The organism is Lacticaseibacillus sp. 22 (assembly GCF_055413445.1).
In genome coordinates, this window is record NZ_JBVAYD010000003.1 from 96980 (window position 1) to 115232 (window position 18253).

The 18253-nt window shown below is 44.6% G+C and carries 17 protein-coding genes; 9 read left to right on the plus strand and 8 right to left on the minus strand.

All coding sequences use genetic code 11. From position 1 onward, the window contains the following. Positions 1 to 60: 60 nt before the first annotated feature. Positions 61 to 1269, minus strand: a complete 1209-nt coding sequence (locus ACWP87_RS02730) for a DUF2075 domain-containing protein (RefSeq protein WP_014570067.1) — start codon at positions 1267 to 1269, stop codon at positions 61 to 63. A gap of 192 nt (positions 1270 to 1461) precedes the next feature. On the opposite strand from ACWP87_RS02730, the gene ACWP87_RS02735 reads away from it, so the two are divergent. The 5 genes from ACWP87_RS02735 to ACWP87_RS02755 all read left to right on the plus strand — a co-directional run bounded on the left by ACWP87_RS02735 (position 1462) and on the right by ACWP87_RS02755 (position 5522). Further along, a complete protein-coding gene (locus tag ACWP87_RS02735; RefSeq protein WP_014570068.1) occupies positions 1462 to 2517 on the plus strand; it encodes an Mbeg1-like protein in 1056 nt (351 codons plus the stop codon). Positions 2518 to 2809: 292 nt separating this feature from the next. Next, positions 2810 to 3457 carry a helix-turn-helix domain-containing protein gene (locus ACWP87_RS02740; RefSeq protein ID WP_014570069.1) on the plus strand — a complete coding sequence of 216 codons (648 nt, stop codon included), beginning with the start codon at positions 2810 to 2812 and terminating at the stop codon, positions 3455 to 3457. 130 nt (positions 3458 to 3587) lie between these two features. Continuing rightward, positions 3588 to 3920: a PadR family transcriptional regulator gene (locus tag ACWP87_RS02745; protein ID WP_005687855.1), complete on the plus strand. Its 333-nt coding sequence runs from the start codon at positions 3588 to 3590 to the stop codon at positions 3918 to 3920. After that, positions 3917 to 4702 (plus strand): hypothetical protein, encoded by a 786-nt coding sequence (locus tag ACWP87_RS02750; RefSeq protein ID WP_014570070.1) that lies wholly within the window; start codon positions 3917 to 3919, stop codon positions 4700 to 4702. Before ACWP87_RS02745 ends, ACWP87_RS02750 begins: the two co-directional genes overlap by 4 nt. 43 nt (positions 4703 to 4745) lie before the next feature. Then, complete coding sequence (locus ACWP87_RS02755) at positions 4746 to 5522, plus strand: hypothetical protein (RefSeq protein ID WP_014570071.1); 777 nt, start codon at positions 4746 to 4748, stop codon at positions 5520 to 5522. Between the two features lie 27 nt (positions 5523 to 5549). Here ACWP87_RS02755 and ACWP87_RS02760 read toward each other — a convergent pair whose 3' ends face one another. Further along, positions 5550 to 5840, minus strand: a complete 291-nt coding sequence (locus tag ACWP87_RS02760) for a bacteriocin immunity protein (protein ID WP_014570072.1) — start codon at positions 5838 to 5840, stop codon at positions 5550 to 5552. Positions 5841 to 5967: 127 nt separating this feature from the next. Here ACWP87_RS02760 and ACWP87_RS02765 point away from each other — a divergent pair, with 127 nt between their 5' ends. After that, positions 5968 to 7050, plus strand: a complete 1083-nt coding sequence (locus ACWP87_RS02765; RefSeq protein ID WP_048653151.1) for an aldo/keto reductase — start codon at positions 5968 to 5970, stop codon at positions 7048 to 7050. A 302-nt stretch (positions 7051 to 7352) separates the two neighbouring features. Here ACWP87_RS02765 and ACWP87_RS02770 read toward each other — a convergent pair whose 3' ends face one another. The 5 genes from ACWP87_RS02770 to ACWP87_RS02790 all read right to left on the minus strand — a co-directional run bounded on the left by ACWP87_RS02770 (position 7353) and on the right by ACWP87_RS02790 (position 13323). Further along, positions 7353 to 8708: a threonine/serine exporter family protein gene (locus ACWP87_RS02770; protein WP_005711099.1), complete on the minus strand. Its 1356-nt coding sequence runs from the start codon at positions 8706 to 8708 to the stop codon at positions 7353 to 7355. 176 nt (positions 8709 to 8884) lie between these two features. Then, positions 8885 to 9295, minus strand: coding sequence for a hypothetical protein (locus tag ACWP87_RS02775; RefSeq protein WP_005692253.1), 411 nt, complete (start codon positions 9293 to 9295; stop codon positions 8885 to 8887). Positions 9296 to 9355: 60 nt separating this feature from the next. Continuing rightward, entirely contained in the window at positions 9356 to 10735 is a 1380-nt protein-coding gene (locus ACWP87_RS02780) for a bacteriocin secretion accessory protein (RefSeq protein WP_014570076.1), read from the minus strand. A gap of 12 nt (positions 10736 to 10747) precedes the next feature. Further along, positions 10748 to 12940 carry a peptide cleavage/export ABC transporter gene (locus ACWP87_RS02785; RefSeq protein ID WP_014570077.1) on the minus strand — a complete coding sequence of 731 codons (2193 nt, stop codon included), beginning with the start codon at positions 12938 to 12940 and terminating at the stop codon, positions 10748 to 10750. Between the two features lie 248 nt (positions 12941 to 13188). After that, a complete protein-coding gene (locus tag ACWP87_RS02790) occupies positions 13189 to 13323 on the minus strand; it encodes a bacteriocin-like peptide, LSEI_2386 family (RefSeq protein WP_005692249.1) in 135 nt (44 codons plus the stop codon). 175 nt (positions 13324 to 13498) lie between these two features. Between ACWP87_RS02790 and ACWP87_RS02795 the strand changes: the two genes are divergently transcribed. The 3 genes from ACWP87_RS02795 to ACWP87_RS02805 all read left to right on the plus strand — a co-directional run bounded on the left by ACWP87_RS02795 (position 13499) and on the right by ACWP87_RS02805 (position 16515). Next, positions 13499 to 14812, plus strand: a complete 1314-nt coding sequence (locus ACWP87_RS02795; RefSeq protein ID WP_014570078.1) for a GHKL domain-containing protein — start codon at positions 13499 to 13501, stop codon at positions 14810 to 14812. Further along, positions 14805 to 15593 (plus strand): response regulator transcription factor, encoded by a 789-nt coding sequence (locus tag ACWP87_RS02800; RefSeq protein WP_014570079.1) that lies wholly within the window; start codon positions 14805 to 14807, stop codon positions 15591 to 15593. The genes ACWP87_RS02795 and ACWP87_RS02800 overlap by 8 nt, the downstream gene beginning before the upstream one ends. Before the next feature lie 736 nt (positions 15594 to 16329). Further along, the gene (locus ACWP87_RS02805; protein ID WP_076638842.1) at positions 16330 to 16515 is read left to right on the plus strand and encodes a bacteriocin; all 186 of its coding nucleotides are present in this window, start codon (positions 16330 to 16332) and stop codon (positions 16513 to 16515) included. A gap of 458 nt (positions 16516 to 16973) precedes the next feature. Here ACWP87_RS02805 and ACWP87_RS02810 read toward each other — a convergent pair whose 3' ends face one another. Further along, entirely contained in the window at positions 16974 to 17228 is a 255-nt protein-coding gene (locus ACWP87_RS02810) for a hypothetical protein (RefSeq protein WP_162467050.1), read from the minus strand. Positions 17229 to 18253 lie beyond the last annotated feature (1025 nt).

An 18253-nucleotide genomic window follows, 5' to 3' on the forward strand; every position in this document is an offset into this window, starting at 1 on the left:
GCGATGGCGTCAACGGTTTCATTCAGTATTTAAGCAGTTACATATCTCTCCGAAGCGACTTTATTCTCTTCCTAAATCATGCGCTTGAAGTAGTCGCTGCCGTAACGCCGGATCTGCAGCATATAAATACAAGCCATACTTAGCCCGTTTCAGCAAAATATTAATAGCATTCATGACAATCGCAATTTTAGCGGCTTGCGTATCCGCTAAATCAGGGCGTTTTTTGAATGCTTCTTTGTCCTGATATTGACTCAGGTTGACCGTCAGACGATCCTTCTCTGCATCGTAGCCAAGACTCGGCCCTAAAATAACTCCGGCATAGTTCAAATCGAACCCTTGAATCGTGTAAATCGAGCCAACTTCATGTAAGGTTTCCGGTCGTTGTGCCCATGGCCGATCGGTAAAATTAATTTTATCCCACGGCAACCGCAATGAACCAGCCGTGACATACCAGGTCTTCTTATCCAGAACCGTAAACGGATAATCAGCTGTTGCAATCAATCGTGACAGGCCAACTTCCGCATCGCGTTGCTGGATTAGGCGATACATCGGCTGACCATCGGCAAAAACCCGAAAATCAAACTTCTTCGGATGTGGCAGCGGGGTGATACGCCCGCGAACAAACTGATCAATCCAATTATTGACCGCAGCATCCCCCACCCGCATTTGTTCAGTCAGTTGAAAATGCGCCACTGGATAGCCGCTGGTGGTTCGCTTCAGCAAAGGCGGCGTCCAAAAGCTTTTAAGTTTAACTAGTTGATGAAAATCAAACACCAGCACAACCAATCGCGCCAATTGTAAAATGTCAGTCAATTGATTAGTATCCCGAAAATTGTTATACGGGTCTGGCGCTGTCAGCAACAAATGTCCTTCGTCAATAAAAACAACATCGGCGCGCTTGCCGGCTTTTCGATAGGCATTAATAAAGGGTGTCGGCTTCATAAAGTCCTTTTTGCGAAAATAGGACTTGGCTTCGGCTATTTCTTTGTAAATCTTCAACATTTCATTATGGTTCACGAGCAGTTTATTATCAGTGCCTGCCAGCGGTCCGACTTCTGCACGCGCGGCTTGTTGCAGTTGCGCAAAGGCCGCGTCCAACACCACGCTTTTCCCGGAACCGGCATCACCTGAAACGATGAGCAAATGCGTTTTGTCGGCTTGATAATTAGCCATGATAAAATTATGAATTTTTTGCTTCAATGCTGCTTGTGCGGTGGTCAATGTCGCGTCTTGCGGCAAAATGAATGTTGACTGAGCTAGATCTGGCATGTCGACACCTCCGTCATCAATATAGCATGATCAAAGCTAGTGACCATACGCAGCTTAGTTAGTTAACTATAACAACTTTAAAAATAACCTTAAAAAAACTAAAGTCAATGCAAATTACATACGTTATTCACGTAAACCGGTTACACTTAGGATAGTGACTAAAAATGTTATTCAAGAACTAGGAGTATCGTCATGCCTTCAATTGCTGATTACCCGCAACGCCTCAATTTAGCGCCTTTTCAACAGACACGATTAACTGAGTTGGATGCCGGTCTTTTTGCACAGCTTGGTTATTTGAATTTTAACTACCTCATCGGCCAACCTTACGCGCGTTTTGCTGATCTGAATGATAGCAGGCGTCTGAATAAGGCCACTTTAACGACTTGGGCAATTCCGACGCATCAAGCAATGTTACAAGCGATGCGGCAAAGTGCACGGTTTGCGCGGGTGACTTGGACCAATTGGCTTGAGACCTGCAGTCACCGTAATGAAGAAGACTTTGGTGCCATCACCTTCACCTTGGCACCACATGTTTACTGCGTGAGTTTTCGCGGGACCACCAACAAGTTAGTCGGCTGGAAGGAAGATCTTAACATGAGCTTCATGCCCACTATCCCTGCCCAGCGCCGTGCTCTGAGCTACTTGACCCGGCAAATTAGCCGCCATCTCGGTACCTATTATTTGACGGGACATTCTAAAGGCGGCAGTCTCGCCATTTACGCTTTTGACAACTTGCCGCAACCGCTTGCTGATCAAGTCGCGCATGTGTACAGCTTCGATGGGCCAAGTGGCGTCCCACTCGATCCCAACCACCGTGATCGCGTCACCAAGCTCGTTCCGCAAAGTTCACTCATTGGGGTCAGTCTCGATCCGGCAACTAACTTTGAAGTGGTTAAAAGTCACGTCAAACTTTTCGGCCAGCATGACGTCCTCACCTGGAATATCGCTGACCATACTTTCGCCCGGCTGCCAACGACCACTTGGATATCGCGCTATTTTCAGAAAACTTTTGCGCTATGGTTGGCGGGTTTGGACACCAAAGCGACCGCCATCACCGTTGACGCCTTATACACCATGCTTCGAAGCGGCAACGCCATCACCTTAGACGATTTAGCCAAAACCAAAAACCACTGGCGCCACTATCTACATGCCTTTCATGAATTAGACAAGCATCATCGCCAGCAGCTAGGCAAATCGTTCCGCTGTTTGCTCGGCGCAATGGCAGGATCGTTGGTAAAAACGCATTAAAATTTCCATGTCAACTTGGGCCTGTTAGCAATAAACTTCAAAATGTCTCTTTTAACTCGAAGCGAGAACGGCAAAAACCTGCCGAACTCACTTCGAGTTTTTTGCACTACTGTGACAAAAAGTTCAAACTAACCTACATGCCGTCAGTTCGCGGCCCACAAAAAGACAAACTAGCATCCGCCCAGAACCCCGTCATATCTACAACTCTACGAATCTTAGAGTCTCCCTAAGCAAAAAATCCTTGTACCTTTTTAGATCTGCTTTAACAATGAGAACAGGTGGTGAAGAGAAAATGCAATTTAGTGACAAACTGAAACAGGCTCGCCAGCAACATCATTTAACCCAGATGCAGGTTGGTACGCAATTACATGTTTCAGCCAAAACCATTTCCAGCTGGGAGAATGGGCGTAGTTTTCCTGATATTAGCACCTTGGTTAGTATCAGTGATTTATATCAAATTCCGTTGGATCAATTACTTAGGGAGGATCAAGATATCGTGCAACATTATGAGACCATCAGCAAACAAGCTCAGCGTTACCAAAAGTATTTCCAAATTACATACTTTTTGAATATCTTACTGATTTTGGCCATCTGGGCAGTACAGATCACTTCGAGCAATTCTAAACATATACTCGCGTGGCTATTTTTGGCACTACTGGTTAATTTAGTGGTAATGGCCACCCACTATCCTGATTACCATACTTGGATCAACGGTACCGCACACCGGCTGCTGTTGATCCTGTTAGCGGTTGGATTAAGCGCGGTTTTACTCGTCTTGAGTTTCAATGGCGCAGCGTCACTAAACGACGCCAAAACAGCCTCTGACCAAACTGCTTATTTAATCGGCTTTTATACAGGGCTGCTCACAAAACCGCTAATTGAGGCGTCAAGCATTATCTTTTCCATCTTTGGTTTTGCCGAACTAAAAGAACAGCCGTAAGCTCTTTTTTCTCATCTTCCCGCTAAGTCAGCCATTTGCGCTGGCTTTTTTAAAATCTGATAACTTGCTTTACAAGGTACAGGCTGCTGGGTATACTATGCTTAACAAGGTATCAAAAGGAGGCCAGTGCATGCAACCTTCATCCCAAATGCTCAAGGGCATCCTCGAAGGCGCCATTTTACGGATCATTCAGCAAGGTGACATTTACGGCTACGGCTTGCATGAAAAGTTGGGCACATTGGGCTTTGGCAATATCCCGGAAGGCACCATCTACCCGTTATTGCTTAAACTACAAAAAAACAAGCTCATCGTTGGCGTTCGCCGTCCTACCGGCAATGGTCCCGATCGCAAATATTATCACCTCACTGATGCCGGTCAAGACGCCTTGGCTGACTTTCAGCAACAGTGGCAACAACTTGCCCAAGCAATGGCACAGCTTAACCAAGGAGGCACCGAATCATGAAAAAACTAAATCGGCTGCGAACGGCAAACGATCAGCTGCTGAAAAATATTCACGGCACTGATTACACCTACACGGAAACGGTTATCCAATATTTACGCGGTGCTTTGTTCAAGGATCCATACGCCATTGAACACGCCATTAGTGACTTACTTGCAACCCTAATCGATGCACAACAGGCCGGCAATCGCGTTGCCAGCTTCTTCAGTGACGATCCCCAAACAGCAGCGGATAACATCTTAGCCGAGTTGCCACGCGTCTCTTGGTGGTACTTGTTTGATCAATACTGGCCGATCCTCATGTTCCTTTTTTCCTCCAGTATTTTTACGATGTTAGTCAGTCAAGACAACCAGTTATCTTTAAGTAATACCATTGCGCCGCTTACTGTTGTCTTCGCCTTTTTAGGGTTGCCATTTGCACGCGGCGTCTCATTTAATAAGCTCTCGGCCAAAACAATCTTTGGTCTGCTGCTGGTTGTCACCCTTCTTGTTATCGTCCCTTTAATACTGGGTTACTTAACCGTCAGCCATTCTGAATTTGCCTTTTCGCATACGACCCTTACCATCATTTGCGGCAGTTGTGCCGTGCTCAACTTGGCGGTGGCTTTGGGTTTTCGGCAAATCGCTAAACTATTCTTAGGCTGGTCAACGATTTGGCTACTGGCACTTGCCGGACTACTTTTGCCAATTTCAGCATTCACGGTCGGCATTGCCATCGCCGGCGTTGTCCTCACAGCACTCTTATTGTTCTATCATCCCGAACCCCGCTCCGGATTAATCGCCTAAGGCCGCGATTGATCACAAATCATACACAGGAGAAGCATTCGCCATGAAAAAGTTAATGAAACTGCGCGCCGCTAATGATCAACTGCTTAAGCAAATCCACGGTCTCGATCATAACTACACGGAAACGGTTGTTCAATATTTACGCGGTGCTTTGTCCAAAGACCCTTACGCAGTTGAACATGCCATCAGCGATCTGCTGACAACGCTCATTGATGCCTACCAAGCTGGTCATCGCGTTTCTAGTTTCTTCAGCGACGATCCCCAAACTGCTGCAGATAACATTTTAAAAGAACTACCACGCGCTTCGATAAGTTATCATTTCGCCATTTTCTGGCCGTTGATCATGTTCCTGTTGATTGAAAGTATTTTTCTCATGTTTATCAGCCAAGATCGTCAGCTTACGGCCGGCAACATTGCGTTAGCCGGCGCGAATGTCTTTATTATGATTCCTATTTCTTACGGGCGTGGCATCTTCTTTAACAAGATAACACGCAAAACCGTTTTAACTTGGGTCGCAGCCTTGTTCGTCATCTTCTTTGCGCCTGCGCTAATCGATTATTTTTCACACGGTCTGCTAGACTTGGCTATCTCTCGTCCATCACTTCTGGGATTCAGCCTCGTCTTAGGTGCCTTCAATCTAGGGATGGCGCTGTGGTTTCGGTATGCTGCCCTTGTGTATCTAGCATGGACCGGCATCTGGCTGATAGCCGCACTCGGACTTTCCCTCCCCGTCTCTCAGATAACGGTCATCCTTGGCATCATCGGATTCGTGGGTGCCGTTGCATCGTCGGTTTTTCGTTTCGAGCCACCTGAAGTATGACGCCAAAGATGACGCTGCTGTGTTGCTTTATTTAAACAGCTGACCAAAGAATGTTGCTTCCCCAAAATAACGATCGCCGGTTGCCCCAATCGTTGTAAACAATTGGCTTAACGCGGCAGGTGACTGTAAGTGATTGAGTAACACATACCGGGAAATGGTCCGTCTGAGTTTGAGGGCCACCATTTGATAAGGCGTATCACGGTTTAAGTCTTTGGCCGCCTCTAAAAGCTGTTGCCGAATTTCTGGATGCTCCGCCATTTCCGGATCGTTATAAGCGACATCACTCGCCTGAAATAATTGTTGCGTTTTCTTACTCATCTCTTCACCTCGTCCATCTTGCTACTAGCTGGTATATACTCAACTCAGTCATTATTATCAACGTAGAAAGTAACTAACACGAGTCGTTCGAACACTGACACGCTTTTTGTGCTGTGCTAGACTATTCATGCAGTATACCGATCTTGTGCTCACCCTAATATCCATGAACCGGGAGCCAAAGATCAATTTTCCGTTTGCAGCTTATCATGTCACTTATGAAAGGATCTTTCAATTGAAATATCGTTTATTAGGCAAAACCGGCTACAAAGTCAGTGAAGTTTCGCTTGGCACCTGGCAACTAGGCGGCAAGTGGGGTGCGCCATTCGATGCAAAAGTCGCCCGCGAAACTTTGGACGAAGCTTACGATCGTGGCGTTAACTTCTTTGATACCGCTGATGGCTATCAAGGCGGTGAAAGCGAAAAGATGGTAGGGGCATTCGTTAAAGAACATCCCGAAGTGCATTTCACCACTAAGATTGGCCGTAAAGAAGAACCGCTGACCGCCGAGCATTTTGATCCGGATCATATTCGCCGCTATGTTGACAAATCGCGCCAAAACATGGGCTTAGACAGTCTCGATGTTGTCTTGTTGCACTGCCCGCCCATGCAAGTCTATTATCAGCCTGAAACTTTCTTTACACTGGATGCCTTGCAAAAAGCCGGTAAGATTCGACATTATGGCGTCAGCATCGAACGGGCCGAAGAAGGCATTAAAGCGCTCGACTATGACACTGCGGTTGTTGAAGTCATCTTCAATATGTTCCGCCTGCGCCCGGCCGACACCTTCTTCCCGCTGGCTAAACAACACAATGTCGGCATTCTCGCGCGGGTACCCTTGGCAAGCGGCCTCCTGACCGGAAAGTTCGATGAAAAGACCCAATTTGCCCCCACAGATCAGCGCGCCAACAACCGCCATGGTGAGCACTTCAGCAAAGGCGAAACTTTCTCCGGCGTTGACTATTTAACCGGCGTCAAAGCAGCCCGCGAACTAAAGGAGCGGTTAGGATCTGACAATCTGGCCGCAACGGCACTGCGGTTTATTCTAATGTACGATGCTGTTTCAGCGGTCATTCCCGGCGCCAGCAACCCGACCCAGATCGAACGTAACACCGACGCAGCCGAAATGCCTGCCTTAACCCCTGACCAGATGGCAGTCGTTAAAGATGTTTACGAGCGCATGATCAAGAATCCGGTTGGTTACGAGTGGTAGTCAACTAATGATCGGTGAGCGGTTGTCAAATGAACCTCCTCACCGATTTATCTAAGTGTAAGCTGACTGTACAAGCCATCTGAGTGTGATGACGATCACGCTTGCCAAGTTGGTTTGATGCTTGCGCTAACTCGTTGCTGCCGGCAGCTTTCTTCTGCAACAGCGCTGTTGTGCTACATAACAACTTAACGAGTTCACCGAAAAGCACCCACACTTCCAATTGACGATTCAAGTCATAACCATCACAAAACCCCACTCCGATTTGAAGTGGGGTTATTTGTGTTGCTAAAAAGTTATACTGATCAATCGCTTTGCCGCCAGCGAGAATCCATAATCAAGCGAGCGGTAAACAAGCCCAACGGTAAAAACATAATGATAAGTGCGGCACGCGTCATCCATTCGGCACCGACGCCAATATTATTCAATCCAATATTGTAAACTGCCCGATAGATATACAAGCCAGGTACCATGATGACGATTGATGGCACTGTTAGCGAAATCCGCGGATAGCCATCAACGCGATTAATCGCCGATGCAATCAGCCCAGCCACCAGTGCGCCGATAAATGCCGCCGCAGCAGGGGGAATCGTGTTGAGATCCACCAACTCAAGCCGTAACGTATTCGCCACTGCTCCAATCAACCCGGCCTGAATTGCCATTCGGCGGGGACTGTTAAACATCACCGAGAATCCGAAGACCCCACAAAAGCTGGCAATGAGGCGATAAACCAAAAGAAGGACCGGACTCAAGCCTAAGTCGACAAAGTTTTCCGGGCGTAAATGGACAACCATCGCGACCAGCCAACCAACCAGCGAAGCCACAATGGTAATCATCAACGCATACAGTAGTCGTTCCATTCCCGAGCGCATATCCTGCTTCGAAATATCCAGCATACTGGTGATAAACGGGAAGCCCGGAATCACAAACAACATGGCGCCGATATACCCCGCTTCATGCCGCGCTGCAATTCCCAGTCCCATTTCCAGTCCGCGAAAAGCGATAAAATAAACCAAACAGGCAACCGCCACACTGACACCGATACAAGCCAGCAACGTCCAGTTACGTCGAATCATGATTTCACGCAGCCAATTACCGATCCCTGCACCAACAAAACAACAGATCATTTCGATAGGACCGCCGCCTAACAAAAAGACGAAAGCGCAACACGCCAAAGCAGCTGCTAATCCGGCGCGCAACGGATCGTAATTGCCAGACATTTTTTGAATTTGATCAAGTCGATGGTGAATATCCCGAACGGTTTGAGTCGCATACTCTTTGTCAAAATGACGCACAAAACGTTCCAACGCATCCAACTTGTCAGTATTCACACCACTTTTTGGCAGTGAAAGCACCTCAGAATAGGCATGGTTATTGCTAAAGCAGGTATACGATAAGGAAATTAGGCCAATATCTGCTGAGCACGACATCCGCAATGCTCGAGCAACCGTGTTCATCGCCTCACGCACGCGCCATGCCCCGGTGCCACACGCCAGCAACATGATCCCGACTCGGCCGACGAGTGACGCGCGCTCTTCAAGGGTGGCATGATCCGCTTGCCGCTCTTCGCTGACAATCACGTCATACCACGGAATTTGCATATGATGTTTTTCTGAAAGCGGTTGGTCTCCCCGATCCGCTTGGTTATCTTTTGCCTTCATAACTCGTGCTAATCCTTCTTATAGGGATTGTCTTTTTCAAAAAAATTGAAAATAAACATTCACTATTCTAGCACAATTCATAACAGGGTGTATTTTTGACTTTTTGAAACTAACGGATTTGACCGCGTTATTCATGACAAGCACGCACAAACTAGCAATCATTTCTCGGTCTCAACTTATTGCATATGATGTTGGAATCGCTGCGCCAGAAAATGCCGGATTCGCAAAAAGCGACGAGGATCTTCCTTCTTCTGTCCATTGGCAATCCGTCGTAGTTCGTCAATTGCATCGCGTCCTTCTTGACTCAACCGTACACTTTCAGTCGTGAGTATAAAATCAATTCTTAGTATCATCCGAAAAACATGCCGTCGTAATTCATAGCCATGGAAACCATCGCGGATAATCTCTTCCTTGGTTCTTTCCACAACTTCTTCAATATTCGTTTGGCGGATGAGCTGCGGTTGTTCATGTAATTCATGCAACAGGCAGTCGATATAGCCTTTTGTTTCTAATTCTTCCTCGTAATCCATACGCCGATCACCGCCTTTCATTTGATTAACTTGATCCGTATCGTTTTTTATGGTCATTTTCTTAAAGAATGGGCATCGCATTTTCGCTACTAAACGGCAAAAGTGGTAAATACCGATTTATCGATGGTTAAACATCTTATCTGCAAAGTAATCCCAATAAGTCTTTGTGCCAGTGATAACAGATGCTTGGCCGGCTAATCCATAATAAAGCGACTGCCGCTGTGATTTAGATAATTTCACCCGCGCCTTGACCGTAAAGAAGTTACCAACTTTCGGATCGCGTGTCGGGGCAACGTCAATCGCATAAACCCGGCCATCTAATATGGTAGGGGTCGGCACATTCTCAGCAATTCGCAGGCGCACTTTCTGCCCACGCTTGATGCTCATGATCTCTGTCGGCAAAACGCCTAATTTTATGTCAGCGGCCGTTTGTTCCGTTAAATCCGGCAGAATTCGTGCCAACACGCTTCCTGAAGGGACATATTGATTCCCCGCTAAAGCAGTTTCTAAATGCAAAACCCCACTGGCACTTGCTTTGACATGATAGTTTTGAGTTTCATCATTCAGGGTGGCTAACTTAGCCTCGTCTGCTTGGATCTGCTGCTGAACCTTCGTCTGTTCCGCAACGGCTGTTTGCTGCAACCGACTTTGTAATGCGGTTAGATTAGCCTGAGTCTCTCCCGCTTTTTGAGCCGATACATCTGCTTGTTTTTGGCCAGCCCGCTGCTGCTCTAAAGACGTCAAATTGGTTTGTTCCTCATCCAACTGTGTCTGTAACTGAGCGAGGTACTGGCGTTTAAGGTTCGCCTGTGCCTCCGCGTCGGTATTTTTTATCTCACTTTCATATTGTTGATAAAAATAGTGATAGGCGTGGCGACTGGGCAAGGGTTTGTTCGCCTGAATCGCCGCTTTTGCCCCGGAGATAGCGGCCATTTTCGCTTGGCTCGTTTGGATACTGGCGCTTAGTAACCGATCAATCTCTTTGTTTTTTTCACTAGCGACGGTTTGGGTTGCCTGCTCAGCCTCTGCTGTCAGAGTCAGCACTCGGCGTTGGCTCAGATAATCTTGCACCTGTTGTTGATAGCCGAATCGGTCTGCCTTTGAAAAAAGATCTTTGTTTTCGGTAACACTTTGTTTCAAAACATCCAATTGCTGCTGTTGCTCTTTTAGCGTTGCCAGTTGCTGCTTGAGTAATTTAATTTGTGTTGGATTGGCGACATCGTGGTAAACAAGTAAGGTCTCGCCTTTCTTCACGCGCTTGCCTTCTTTCATGCGGTTCGAGACGATCCGATTGGCGGCCGTCGCCTGAACTGTCACGGCTGCCTTTACCGGTTCAATTTCGGCAGCTGTCAGCACAGTTACCTCGCGCCGAGCAAAGATCAGAAACAATAGCAAGCCTAAGAAAAGAATCGTACTAGGCATAATAATCATTGTTGAAAAATTGCGAAAGCGGTGCTGGTAATATTCGGTCGTTGCAAGTTTTTTGGGATCCATCATCTAAAGCTCACCTCACTCATGAACCAGGCGCGCGTAATAACCGTCTTGGGCTAACAACGTTGCATGGTCACCTTGTTCCACAATTTTGCCATGATCCATCACCACAATTTGTTCGGTTTTAGCCGCAATAGTTAAGCGATGGGCAACAAAAATAATGGTCCGATCCGTCATTGCCAGCAAGCGATCGACAATTTTTCGCTCTGTAATGGTATCCAGACTGCTAGTCGATTCGTCAAAAATCAGTACTTTTGCCGGCGATAACAAGGCCCGTGCAATCGCCAGCCGCTGCTTCTGACCGCCTGATAAAATGCTGCCGCTTTCTGACAATTTGGTCTGCCACTGCTGCGGTAAGTTTGCGATGTCTGCGGCAATTTCCGCAGCCAAACACGCCTGCGTCAAGTCTTGTTCCGAAACATCCGAACGGCTACCTAACGTCAAATTCTCCAACACCGTGCCCGAAAAAATAAATGGATCCTGAGGTACATATTCAATATATTGCCGTAATGTTGTGAGATTAATGTCTTTGACCGGAATGCCATTAAACGTGATGGTTCCCTTATCGGTATCAACTGGGTAAAAGCCAACTAATAATTTTGCTAATGTCGACTTACCAGAACCACTCATGCCAACAATGGTATATTTAGCATTTTCCGGCACTTCAAGGTTGATGTTTTTCAACACATCTTGGCCAAAACCATATTTAAACGAAACATCCCGAACACGTAACGGACCTTCGATTAAATGCCGCTCCGTCAAGTGCCGCGGTTCTTTGAATTCCGATTCAACCAGATAAACCTCATTCAAACGATTGTTAGCAACCCGCGCCATTTGTAACTTTGGCTGTAGGTTGATGATGCTTTCAAGCGGATTCGTAAAGTATGACAGCAGCGCATTAAAGGTCAGCATCTGCCCCAAACTCATTCGATTGGCAATCACCAAACTTGCCCCAATCCACAACACCACAACGTTCAACGCCAGCTTCAACAGGCCTTTAATCGCTTGCTGTAACTGATCTGCCTTGGTGTAACTAAACGACCTCTTCAAATAGGTTAGAAATTCCCGATCAACCCGTTCATAGCTAACTCGTTCGCCGGTCAAGGACTTGATGGTTTCAATGCCATTCAAATCTTCAATAATCGATGAACTCAAGATTGCATTACTTTCCATCGTCTCTTGATTCAACCGATCAAACGGCCGCTGAAATGCAAAAACAATCACCAAGTAACACGGCACGGCAATCAATGACACTAAAAACAAAGTCCCATTTTGGATCCCTAGAACAATGCCTAATATTAGGACAATCCAGACATCCAAAAACAACGTCATAATCGTATTCGCCAGCGCATCAATAATTTTATTGGCATCCGCAAACCGCGACACAATCTCTCCGGTCCGCCGAGTTGAAAAAAACGACATCGGCAATTCATATAAATGGCGCACATACCCTAAAATGACATCAATCGCAAGCCGCTGCCCCAACACCGCCATCAAAAAATTCTGGCCATAAGTCAACACAGCTTGCAGCAAGTAAGCCACCAAAAGGCCACTAGCAATCATCCCCATCGTCGTCCGCATGGCATTCGGTATATACGTATCAATAATAGACTGCAAAAAATACGACCCAACGATACTAATGACCGTAATCAATACCGCGGCCAGAATAATGTTCGCGATAATACCTTTTTGCTTAGCCAGCATGGGTACAAACGCAAACAAACTGCCTTTGTCCTCCTTACGCGGCTGATACTGCGGCGCCGGTGCAATAAAGATGGCCACACCCGACCATTCTTTTTCAAACACCTCTCGCGAAAGCCAGGTCATGCGCACTGACGGGTCAGGATCGCCAATCAGAATACTCGTGCGCGTTGCTTTAAAAACAACATAGTAATGAAGCAATTCACCGCGCTTCAGCACATGGGCAATAAACGGATAAGGCACATCCTCAAGATCAAACAACTGCATATTCGCCTGCACCGGTTTCGTCTCAAACGCTAGTGCTTCAGCGGCCCGAACAATTCCCAAAGCCGTCGTGCCATCCTGATTTGTCTTCGCTAACTCGCGCAAGTGGGCTAACGAATAGTCCGACCCATTGTATTTAAGCAGCATGTTTAACGCAGCCACACCACAGTCACGCTCGTCAACTTGTGCGGTGTAGAAGCGTTTGTAGTAGGTGATCTGGCCTAGTTTGGGGGTGTGTTTAAACATGTAATTATCTCCACTTTAAAAATTGAATTGCCAATTGACATCAGCCTCTCCAGAACAAAAAATAAGTAAAAGCACTATATTGACTAGGTAAATTGTGCTATCATGCATTTTATCGAGGGCCATAGCAGTTATATTAATATAAAAATTATAAATATATGCAAATTTAATAATTTTTATATTGTGTAGCTCGCAATACGAGATTATTTGTAACCTCTTTTACGAGTGCTCTTCTCCCACACGTAAGAAAACTAGCCAAAGATACTCGTTAGCCAGTTCTTAAACTTGTTAAACGTAAAACCTTCATCTCGGAGCATTCCGCCAACAAAACTTGAAAGTTCAAGATCTGTCATCATTGGCATTTCCTCATCTTTAAATTTTTTCATTACCTTTTTCTCCCTTCGTTTTGTCTTTCGTTCAAAGTGATCGTACCAGATCTTTAAAAATTTTGGTTAGGCAAAAAATAAACGTAGCTTTTTCGCCATTTAACGCAGATTTTCGAGCACCTTGGCAATTTTTAGGAAGTTAACCGCCTACAAACAGAAAGGTAAAGATTATAGCATGATTATTTCTACAGACTTGTATTACTTCTTGTTTCACTTACCGATCTTTTTGATTGATCTTACTTTCCTTTCGTATATTTACTTTAACGACTTCAAACTCAGGCATATTTTCTTATGGTCACTCGCCGCAGGAACGCTCTCCACATTTCTTTCATCAGTTGGTGAAATAACATTTGGTATTTTATATGCAACAAATATTTCAAAAAAATATCAGCGTTTTGATATCTTCTGGGTTTTCTTATTTCTAGAACTTAACTTAATTGTTATTAACCTTCAATTACTAGTCACTAAAATCGTATTTCTGTTTCTATCTGTCCAATCATCCACTATCTCAAATAGCATCAAGCTGATCATTGATGTCATATTTGCAGTTGTCATGTCTCAGGTGTTAATGAAAAAGAAGCTATTCATTAATTCTATCCGTGAACAAATCCAAAAAAAAATAGCTATTTGGAGACCGGCAGTTATTTATTTAATAGTGACCTGCGTTTCGCTTTACTGTTTAGAGTTTGCTTTTTCATTTCTTGAAATCACCAATATCCTAACACTTCTTATTTTGTTAACCTTAATTCTTTTTATGGTTATCAACGTATTCTCGTTATTCTTCATCGTAAAATCATATCAGTATTCTTTGGAGTTGTTAGTTATCAAGCACGCGGAAGCTTCAAAACGCGCGTACTATTCAGCCCTTGAGCAGCAACGTATCAATACCAGTAGGATTCTTCATGATTACAAAAACTTACTTGCAACGTTACAGCTTAGCTTGCAGAAATCATCACCACACCACTCATCAGACGTTCGAACGATTGTCACTCAAGCACAGGATGCACTTCAAAAAGCTGAGATAGGCAAAGATGCCTTAGCTTTGATCGAAAGTGATCCGCTCAGGAGTTTGCTGTATCTCAAATGGTCCGAATCTGCAAACCGTGGCATAACAATGTACATGCATACCAAAGATACAGTCCGATCCCTGGAAAGTGATGTCGGATTTGCAATTATCAGAATCTTGGGCATTTTAATTGATAATGCTATTGACGAAACTGCCACACTTAAACTTAAGTCTTTCAGAGTTCTCTTATTACCCGCCCGCGATCACTTAGAAATTGTTGTTGCAAACCCGATTCCTGACGGCTTTGATTTAACTCGACTTAACCAAAAAGGATTTACAACAAAGGGCTCAGGCCACGGGCAAGGCATGTCCATTATCAATGACCTAATCCAACAAAATCCCAATATCAGCATGCGTAAAGCAATTATCAACAATGATCAATTAAAGATCACTCTATTTATAGGAGGAAAAGCCCATGCCTAAAAACAAAACAATCCTAAACATTTACATTCTCGAAGACAACCCTGACTATCTAACCTTTATCCAAGAAACTGTGCAGCAGTACCTTCTGATTGAAGAACTACCCGCCAAGATCCGGCTGGCAACAACGTCAGCAACTGAACTGCTTGCAGCTGTCGATTGGTCAGCCATCAATGATAGTATCTTCCTCCTTGATATCGAGCTGGGAGATTCAGCGACAAGCGGCGTAGATGTAGCCACAGCCATTCGGAGAAAGTCATATTATGTCGATATCCTCTTCATCACCAGCCATGTAGATGAAGCTTTAAGGATTTTAGAGCACAAAATCGCACCGTTGGACATGATCAACAAGAACTCACCTTCGAAGACAGAAAAGAAAATTCGAAATAACATTCTTTATGCAATAAAACGTTTAAAGGCGCGTCAGGTCGCATCTCCCAGATTGTTTAACTACAGCATCAACTCCAGCATTTTTTCACTTGAAATGGATGAGGTCATCTATATTCAAACTGCTCCCGGCGTCTCAGGAACACTGGAGCTTCATGCAGAAAATGAAATCACAACCTTTCCCGGCAACCTTAAGGAACTAGCGACCAAATATACCAACTTATGTCGATGCCATAAGAGTATCCTGATTAATCCCGCACATGTTTTGCGTCTGGACATCACAAACCGATTCGTTTATATGGACAATCAAGATAAACTTGAGGTCAGTATTCGGAGAATGGGCGAGTTGCGCCAGGCTCTTACAGCAAGCTCTGAAGCACCTACAAGTAGTGACTGAAAATGCCATTGTTTTTCCCGTGTGCAAAGTTGGCTAATCCAGCCTCTAGTTTTAGATTAAGTGACAACTTTTAACTTTGCCAAGGCAGCCATCTAATACTGTTATTAGCACTTAGCACTATAAGTATCGCCACTTTCGGCCATCAAAATGTTAGTCAAGTGCCAAGTACTCTGGTGTGTACTATCCTGAAACCAAGAAACCTCTGAAACTAATGTGGTGAGCTCACTTACCACACTGGTTTCAGAGGTTTAATTCTTGGCAATAGGGTACCTTTCCGAACATTCCGGAAAAATTGATCAACAACATTAATACAATCCTTAGTCCCTGACAAGCATGACTTCATTGATTGACTACATCATTTTCACCTCAACCAAACAGGACTCGTCTTTCGATGACACTTGAGCTATTTAAAGAGTTACACTATAGCATCAATAAACGTTGATTTTCACCAATAAACGTTGATTTTTAAATTGCATTGACGTTTTTTGCCAAAATAGCGACGTTAAAAAATAATTGAACTAAAATTCTTTCCGCTAAGCTATAGTAGAGCCAAGCGGTGATCACCTACAAAATAATAGGAGGTGCTAAGTTAAAGTCTGCAGCAGATCATCTTCGAAGTTCGGATCATCTAATAGAAAAGCTTCGTTATCTGCCGTAATAACTCAGGGGCTTTTAAGAAGGCACATGTTAATAAATTATCTTTTAAGCTTCAAATGAGTGGAGATTCAGAAAAAACATCAAAGGCAGCGATATTGGCGATCTTATCGGATGTGTTCTTGGAACAGCCGATTCTGCTGGACTTGGTTTCCTAGGCAGAGTTCGAGCCGGTACAGTTACGGTTATTGGAACTGTATCCGGTGGCGCACTTGGAGACTGGTCTGGTGGAGACGCTGGAGCCGCTAGCTTTTGCAAGGGAGTGTGATTCATCTGCCTCTTTCTCTAGCTTTTCTCTTATGGTTAGCAATGATAAATGTCTTTACCACACGTAATGTTTGGCTCTGGATCGTCAACCTAATAGGTTTGCTAGGATTATGCTTTCTGGCAACTAGGCTGTATAAGAAGAACAGTTGAGAAAGACATTTTTCAGACGACACTAACATTATTTAAGAGTTAGGGTCTAAAGAGTGAAGGTTGAACATCCGTAGAAGCCCCGAGAATCGGGGCTTTTTTGGGATCAAGGAAGACTCGTGAGTCCACGTTTTATGTAACCTGAGCTTCTAACAGCGCCTGCAAACACCAAGATCCCCCCTCTATGCTTGTCCTATCAACTATAGCGGGGGGATCTTTATATCTCAAACCAGCCATGTACTCCCCGTTCAGATTGTTATCAGCAAAGTTGCCAAAAAGATAAGCCATGTTGCGTAATAAAGATTCACAGTGCTACTCCTTCATCAGCTCTACTTCAACCAACGTGCTATCGACTGACCCGTTTCCAGCGTCATAAATCCCCTTTAAAATTCCCGGTGAAAAGTACCAAAACGCCATTATTAAAACCCCAATGGCGACAAGCAACGACACTTTCTGTTGGAATGATAATCTTGCAAATTGATCGATTACGCTCACCTCGTTTACAAACAGACTTATTTTTACTTCTTTCAGCAATCCATTAGTAACCTGTTCTTTATGTTCTCCCACCTTCTAAGAAAAAGGCAATATACTAATGGCCAACTGCATCAATTGGGAACATTTCTCCCAAAAAGATGTTCGCGCATGAAGCCGATGTCTTAAGAGGTCTATCATCTGCCAGCTGATCGCAGTTACAAATACGAATGTGAAGAAAAATGCCAGAATCAAAAGCATAGAATATAACACAACTGTCATAAGCAAAGCTCCTTGAGTTTTCTTTTAAACTTACATTGAAGCGGCAAATTAGCGAGCACAGGTTCGGAGATACCATACGTTCTGCTAAGGTCGGTCATACAAGCAAGAAATCACAAAAATGACACCATTTTAGCTATTTAATGCTATTTCCGAAAGGCCTTTTGCTGTCAGGAAGAAGAAACAATCGTTGGTTTTGAAAGCTCATCTTATTAGCATCTGTTCTGCCGTACTCACGCGCAAGATCTCCTGATTTGTATTTTTGTTTCAATACAAATCAGGAGACTTTTGCGTTTTTGGCTAATAGAACATAAGGTAACAAGATTCTGACACTAAAAGCAGTTTCCAAATATCAGTAGAGTCACCTAAAATTTCATTTACCGTCATGAACAGCCGATATTGCATTATTCTGGCCTGGCAGATAGCTGTGTCACAATAGTTACTGTCTCCTTGAGCTGACAGGCTTCCTACTGACAATGACGCTGCCACCTTACCAATACTTCGAAATCAAACAAGGAAAATTTGTTATTTAGAGCGTTTATGGTCTTTAACCTTTGAAGATGCGACACTTATTTTGGAGAAAAGAATCAAAACAATGAAGATTGAAAGCATCTCAATGAACGCCCGGACGATGAAAAAATCAAAACCCAAGCAATCGACAATCAGCTTGTTTAAGCTATCACTGAGCGAGAACCCGCCGAAAAAGATACAAACGATAATCCAGAAAGAAGCTTCATTAAGCCATGTGTGCATAGTTTTAAGAATCGTCATCGTACCTCCGCTTTGCTCATCACTAAATCATTTATCGACCGATCAGTTTTGGCTCTGTCTTTTTAAGTTAG

Coding starts and splice junctions, on each gene's coding strand:
- ACWP87_RS02745 (WP_005687855.1), top strand. CDS start 3,588: ATGCAACCTTCATCCCAAATGCTCAAGGGCATCCTCGAAGGCGCCATT.
- ACWP87_RS02790 (WP_005692249.1), bottom strand. CDS start 13,323: ATGAAAAAATTTAAAGATGAGGAAATGCCAATGATGACAGATCTTGAA.
- ACWP87_RS02735 (WP_014570068.1), top strand. CDS start 1,462: ATGCCTTCAATTGCTGATTACCCGCAACGCCTCAATTTAGCGCCTTTT.
- ACWP87_RS02800 (WP_014570079.1), top strand. CDS start 14,805: ATGCCTAAAAACAAAACAATCCTAAACATTTACATTCTCGAAGACAAC.
- ACWP87_RS02730 (WP_014570067.1), bottom strand. CDS start 1,269: ATGCCAGATCTAGCTCAGTCAACATTCATTTTGCCGCAAGACGCGACA.
- ACWP87_RS02775 (WP_005692253.1), bottom strand. CDS start 9,295: ATGACCATAAAAAACGATACGGATCAAGTTAATCAAATGAAAGGCGGT.
- ACWP87_RS02795 (WP_014570078.1), top strand. CDS start 13,499: ATGATTATTTCTACAGACTTGTATTACTTCTTGTTTCACTTACCGATC.
- ACWP87_RS02765 (WP_048653151.1), top strand. CDS start 5,968: ATGCAGTATACCGATCTTGTGCTCACCCTAATATCCATGAACCGGGAG.
- ACWP87_RS02780 (WP_014570076.1), bottom strand. CDS start 10,735: ATGATGGATCCCAAAAAACTTGCAACGACCGAATATTACCAGCACCGC.
- ACWP87_RS02750 (WP_014570070.1), top strand. CDS start 3,917: ATGAAAAAACTAAATCGGCTGCGAACGGCAAACGATCAGCTGCTGAAA.
- ACWP87_RS02740 (WP_014570069.1), top strand. CDS start 2,810: ATGCAATTTAGTGACAAACTGAAACAGGCTCGCCAGCAACATCATTTA.
- ACWP87_RS02785 (WP_014570077.1), bottom strand. CDS start 12,940: ATGTTTAAACACACCCCCAAACTAGGCCAGATCACCTACTACAAACGC.
- ACWP87_RS02770 (WP_005711099.1), bottom strand. CDS start 8,708: ATGAAGGCAAAAGATAACCAAGCGGATCGGGGAGACCAACCGCTTTCA.
- ACWP87_RS02755 (WP_014570071.1), top strand. CDS start 4,746: ATGAAAAAGTTAATGAAACTGCGCGCCGCTAATGATCAACTGCTTAAG.
- ACWP87_RS02760 (WP_014570072.1), bottom strand. CDS start 5,840: ATGAGTAAGAAAACGCAACAATTATTTCAGGCGAGTGATGTCGCTTAT.